Genomic DNA, 4490 nt, shown 5'->3' on the forward strand with positions numbered 1-4490 from the left:
AAAGCAGGGGCTACCGCCCCCTAAAGACGAAAGGGCGGGGCGGCAGCCCCGGCCTTTGTCTTTAGGGGCGCGGGGAACTGCGCGACCAGCCCCCACCCGGCCGCACTGTCACCACACAGCAAGAACCACCAGCGCCGCGGTAGCGGCAGTTTCAGCCAATCCGCCGAACACGTCCCCGGTGATCCCGCCGAACCGGCGAACACAGTGCCGCAGCAGCAGCTCGGCGAACCCGCACGCGGCGACCACGGCGGCCACCCCCAGCACGAGCCCGTACGTCCCGAAGAACACCCCCGCCCCCGCCGCGAGGGCGCCGACACCGACAGCCACCAGCACAGCCCCCCGCAGGGGAACGGTGCCGGCGACCGCCGCCCCCAACCCCTCCGGCCGAGCCGGCGGCACGCCGACCCGCGCGGCCAGCATGAGCGCGAGCCGGGCCGCGACCGCCGACACGACGGTCGCGAAGGCCCCCCACGCCCAGGAAGCGCCGTAGGCCTCCGCCAGTGCCGCCACCTGGGCGAACAGCACGAACACAAGGGTGATGACACCGAACGGCCCGATGTCCGACTGCTTCATGATGCGCAGCGCGTCCTCCGCCGGCTTGCCGCTGCCCAGCCCGTCGGCGGTGTCGGCGAGCCCGTCGAGATGGAGGCCGCGCGTCAGGGCGGCAGGCACGGCGGCGCTGGCCACGGCCGCGAGCAGCGGCCCCACGCCGAGGACCAGCAGGAACAGGCCGAGCGCCGCGGCGGCGAGGCCCACGACCAGCCCGGCGACGGGCGCGCACAGCATCCCGGTCCGCGCGGCCCCGCGGTCCCACCGCGTCACCTCGACGGGCAGCACGGTGAGCGTGCCGAAGGCGAAACGGAGGCCGTCGGGCCAGGAGGTCCCGGGAGTTTCCGGCGGGGGCGTGGACACCGGCGCAGGTTACCGGGCGGCCCGAGAGCCGCCCACGGCGGCCGCGGATAAAGTGCGCACATGGGGCATTGGTGGACACGGAACATCACCGAACCGGGAAAGCTGCCGCTGCTGCTGGCGCTCTCCTCCTTCGTGCTGACCTTTGTGATCACCCGGATCGTCGTCCGGATGATCCGCGCGGGCAAGGGCCCCTTCGGCAATGTCGAGGCGGGCGGCGTCCACATCCACCACGTGGTCCCCGGAGTCGTCCTGACAGTGATCGGCGGCTTCGGCGCGGTGGCGAGCGGCCGGCACGGCTTCGGCTCGGCCGTGTTCGCCGTGGTGTTCGGCGTCGGTGCGGGTCTTGTCCTGGACGAGTTCGCGCTGATCATGCATCTCGACGACGTCTACTGGAGCGAGGAGGGCCGCAAGAGCGTCGAGGTCGTGGTGGTCACGGCGGCCCTGGTGGGCCTGATGCTCAGCGGTTTCCTGCCGTTCGGTGTCAACGACCTCACCGAGGACGAACTCCAGGACCGCGCGGGCGTCATCGTGAGCATGGGGGTGAACTTCCTCATCTCGCTGCTGGCCCTGAGCAAGGGCAAGGCGCGTATGGCGATCTTCGGCGTGATCGTGCCGCTCGTCGCCCTGGTCGGCGCGATCCGCCTCGCCCGCCCCGGCTCGCCGTGGGCCAAGCGCTTCTACCGCAGACGGCACCGCGCCCGGGCCAGGGCCCAGCTGCGGGCCTACCGCCACGACCGCCGATGGGCGGGCCCCCGCCGCAAGGTTCAGGACTGGATCGGCGGCAAACCGGACCCGGAGCCCGTCCGGTCCCTGCCCGGCGGCCGGTGACGCAGCTCGGAGATCCCGCACAGCACCAGCACGGCCGCGATCGCGGCCAGATGCTCCCTGCCGGCCAGGTTCTCCTTGAGCAGCACCTCCACCACCATCGCCGCGACGACCAGCCCCGCGGTGACGTACGCGCGATACCGCCAGCAGAGGAAGACCGCGAGCCCGACCACGGCCGCCGACGGCCCGGTGTCCACGACCAGCGAGTCCGAGGCGGGCAGCCCCAGAAAGCCGTGCGGGCCGAGCGCGATGCCCACGCGCGCGTACAGGGTGCCGGCCAGCGTGGCGACGTACGCGACGACGAGCGTGCGCCACCGGCCCAGACAGATCTCGGCGATCCCGAACACGAGCAGGATCTGCGCGAGCGCACCCCACACGGGCAGGTCCAGGGCCGGTACGAAGAGGGAGAGCGGGGTGCGCAGAAGGGCCGGCCAGAGCGGGTCCTCGGCGCGGACGGCACCGATGTTCTGGACGAACTGGTAGCCCCAGGACTGGTTCTGCACGTACTGCGTGAGCGCCGTCAGGCACACCGCTGCGACCGTCATGGGGATCGCCCGCAGGCGCCGCTCGACGAGACCCGCGCGCACGGCCGCGTACAGCAAGCCCCATTCGCGGCGGGCCAGCCGGACGAGGGCGCTCATGGGCGCGCGCCGCTCTGTCCGCGCGTGCTCATCGGCGCGCACCGCTCGGTTCGCGCCTGCTCATCGGCGGGTGCCGGCCGGTCCGTGCGTACTCGTCCGGCTCATCTGCGCGTACTCATCTGTGCGACTCCAGGTGCTTGCGGTGCAGCCACTTCGGCAGGCCCGGCGCCTCCAGGAACCCCTCCGCGCGGGCCGCGGCGATGCCGATGCGCGGCAGGTCACCGCTCTTCTCGAAGAGCAGGAACCGCGGTTCCCAGATGGGCCGGTACTTGGCGTTGGCGCGGTACAGCGACTCGATCTGCCACCAGCGCGAGAAGAAGCTGAGCAGTGACCTCCACAGCCGCAGTACCGGGCCCGCGCCGAGACGCGCGCCACGTTCGAAGACGGAACGGAACATCGCGAAGTTGAGCGAGACCTGCGTGATCCCGATCTCGGGGGCCCGCTGGAGGAGCTGGATGACCATGAACTCCATCAGCCCGTTCTCGGAGTCCCGGTCCCGGCGCATGAGGTCGAGGGAGAGCCCGTGCGGCCCCCAGGGCACGAAGGAGAGCACCGCTCGCAGCTCGTCCGTGCCTTCTCCCGCCCGGCTGTTCGTGCATTCGAGCATGACGCAGCGCCCGTCGCCCGGATCTCCGAGCCGCCCGAGCGCCATGCTGAAGCCCCGCTCGGTCGCCCCGTCCCGCCAGTCGTCGGCCCGCTTCAGCAGGTACGCCATCTCGTCGGCCGGGATGTCCTCGTGACGCCGGATGCGGACCTGGTAGCCCGCGCGCTGGATGCGGTTGCAGGCCTGGCGGACGGTCCGCATGGCCCGCCCGTCGAGCGTGAACTCGGCCGTCTCGACGATCGCCTCGTCGCCGAGCTCCAGCGCGTCGAGGCCGTGGCGTGCGTAGATGGTCCCCGCCTCCTCGCTCGCGCCCATCACCGCAGGGATCCACCCGTGGGCGCGCGCCTCGGCGAGCCAGGGGTCGATGGCGCCGGGCCACGCCTCGGGATCGCCGATCGGGTCGCCGGAGGCCAGCGAGACGCCGCTCACCACGCGGTAGACGACGGCCGCCTTGCCGGTCGGCGACCACACCACGCTCTTCTCGCGGCGCAGCGCGAAGTAGCCGAGCGAGTCGCGGTCGCCGTTCCGGTCGAGCAGCGCCCGCAGCCGCTCCTCGTCGCCCTCGGTGAGCGGGTCGACGGCACGGCGGGAACGGAAGGCCGCGTAGAAGACGGCCAGGACCAGCAGGGTGCTGAGCACGTTGATCGTGACGTTCACCCAGTTGGGAGTGGTGATCCCGGGGAAGCGGGCGTCGTCGGCGGCGACCGAGATCAGCCGCAGGGTGCCGTAGCGCCAGCGGTCGGGGAACGTCGAACGGTGGGCGTCGTGCGCGTCGTTCGTGACGGCCACCAGGAGCGCGGCGAGCAGCGAGCAGAGCAGCAGTCCGCCGACCGCGACGGCCGCCGCCAGCTTCGGGTTCGAGCGGTCGCCCTTCGCGTAGAACTCGCGCCGGCCGACGACGAGGGATGCCACGAAGGCCGCCGTGAGAGCGAGGGAGATCCAGTTCTGCGGGTACTGGCGGATCTCCGGAAACACCATCGCGAAGGCGAACAACAACAGGAACAGCCCGCTGAGTACGAGGTTGAGGATCCAGGCGGCTCGCTTGCGGCGGCGCATCGTGATCGCCAGGAACATCGTGAACGCACCCGACGCGAAGCCTGCCGTCAGGAGATACGGGGTGAAGTAGTTCTCGGTGTTGTGGCGGCGCACGTCCTGGCCGAGCGAGACCCAGACGGCGCTCAGGAAGTTGAGGAACGCGACGAGGCGGAGGTACCAGACGGCGAACGAGGCGGTTCGCCGTGAGGCGGGGGTGGTCGGGCGGGCGACGTCGCCTGTGCGGGCGGGGGCCCGCGTTGGCTCCGGAGCCGGGTTCTGCTTGACGGCGATTCGGGCGCTTCCCATGAAACAGGATCATATGGGGCACTACCGTGTGTGAGCGCCTATGGGGAGGGGCGGTTCGGTTGGGGGGCGGGTGCGGGTGAGTGGGGGCTGGTCGGGCAGTTCCCCGCGCCCCTTGAAAGACAAAAGCCTGGGGCGGCAGCCCCGCTTTCAGGGGCGCGGGGGACTGC

Annotated in this window: 4 protein-coding genes; 1 reads left to right on the plus strand and 3 read right to left on the minus strand. The window is 71.7% G+C overall.

What is annotated here, in order from left to right:
- Positions 1 to 108: 108 nt before the first annotated feature.
- Positions 109 to 912, minus strand: coding sequence for an adenosylcobinamide-GDP ribazoletransferase (locus O3Q52_RS49405; protein ID WP_269654975.1), 804 nt, complete (start codon positions 910 to 912; stop codon positions 109 to 111).
- Between the two features lie 60 nt (positions 913 to 972).
- On the opposite strand from O3Q52_RS49405, the gene O3Q52_RS49410 reads away from it, so the two are divergent.
- A complete protein-coding gene (locus O3Q52_RS49410) occupies positions 973 to 1740 on the plus strand; it encodes a hypothetical protein (protein ID WP_269654976.1) in 768 nt (255 codons plus the stop codon).
- On the opposite strand, the gene O3Q52_RS49415 is transcribed toward O3Q52_RS49410, so the two are convergent.
- Together O3Q52_RS49415 and O3Q52_RS49420 are read right to left on the minus strand one after the other, a co-directional pair.
- A complete protein-coding gene (locus O3Q52_RS49415) occupies positions 1677 to 2378 on the minus strand; it encodes a hypothetical protein (protein WP_269654977.1) in 702 nt (233 codons plus the stop codon). The genes O3Q52_RS49410 and O3Q52_RS49415 overlap by 64 nt on opposite strands.
- Positions 2379 to 2493: 115 nt before the next feature.
- The gene (locus tag O3Q52_RS49420) at positions 2494 to 4323 is read right to left on the minus strand and encodes a phosphatidylglycerol lysyltransferase domain-containing protein (RefSeq protein WP_269654978.1); all 1830 of its coding nucleotides are present in this window, start codon (positions 4321 to 4323) and stop codon (positions 2494 to 2496) included.
- Positions 4324 to 4490 lie beyond the last annotated feature (167 nt).

This window comes from Streptomyces sp. ActVer, from assembly GCF_027270795.1.
Lineage (GTDB): Bacteria > Actinomycetota > Actinomycetes > Streptomycetales > Streptomycetaceae > Streptomyces > Streptomyces umbrinus_A.

Bases quoted from the DNA above. Each gene is read 5' to 3' on its own strand.
- O3Q52_RS49410 (WP_269654976.1), top strand. From the start codon at position 973: ATGGGGCATTGGTGGACACGGAACATCACCGAACCGGGAAAGCTGCCG.
- O3Q52_RS49415 (WP_269654977.1), bottom strand. From the start codon at position 2,378: ATGAGCGCCCTCGTCCGGCTGGCCCGCCGCGAATGGGGCTTGCTGTAC.
- O3Q52_RS49420 (WP_269654978.1), bottom strand. From the start codon at position 4,323: ATGGGAAGCGCCCGAATCGCCGTCAAGCAGAACCCGGCTCCGGAGCCA.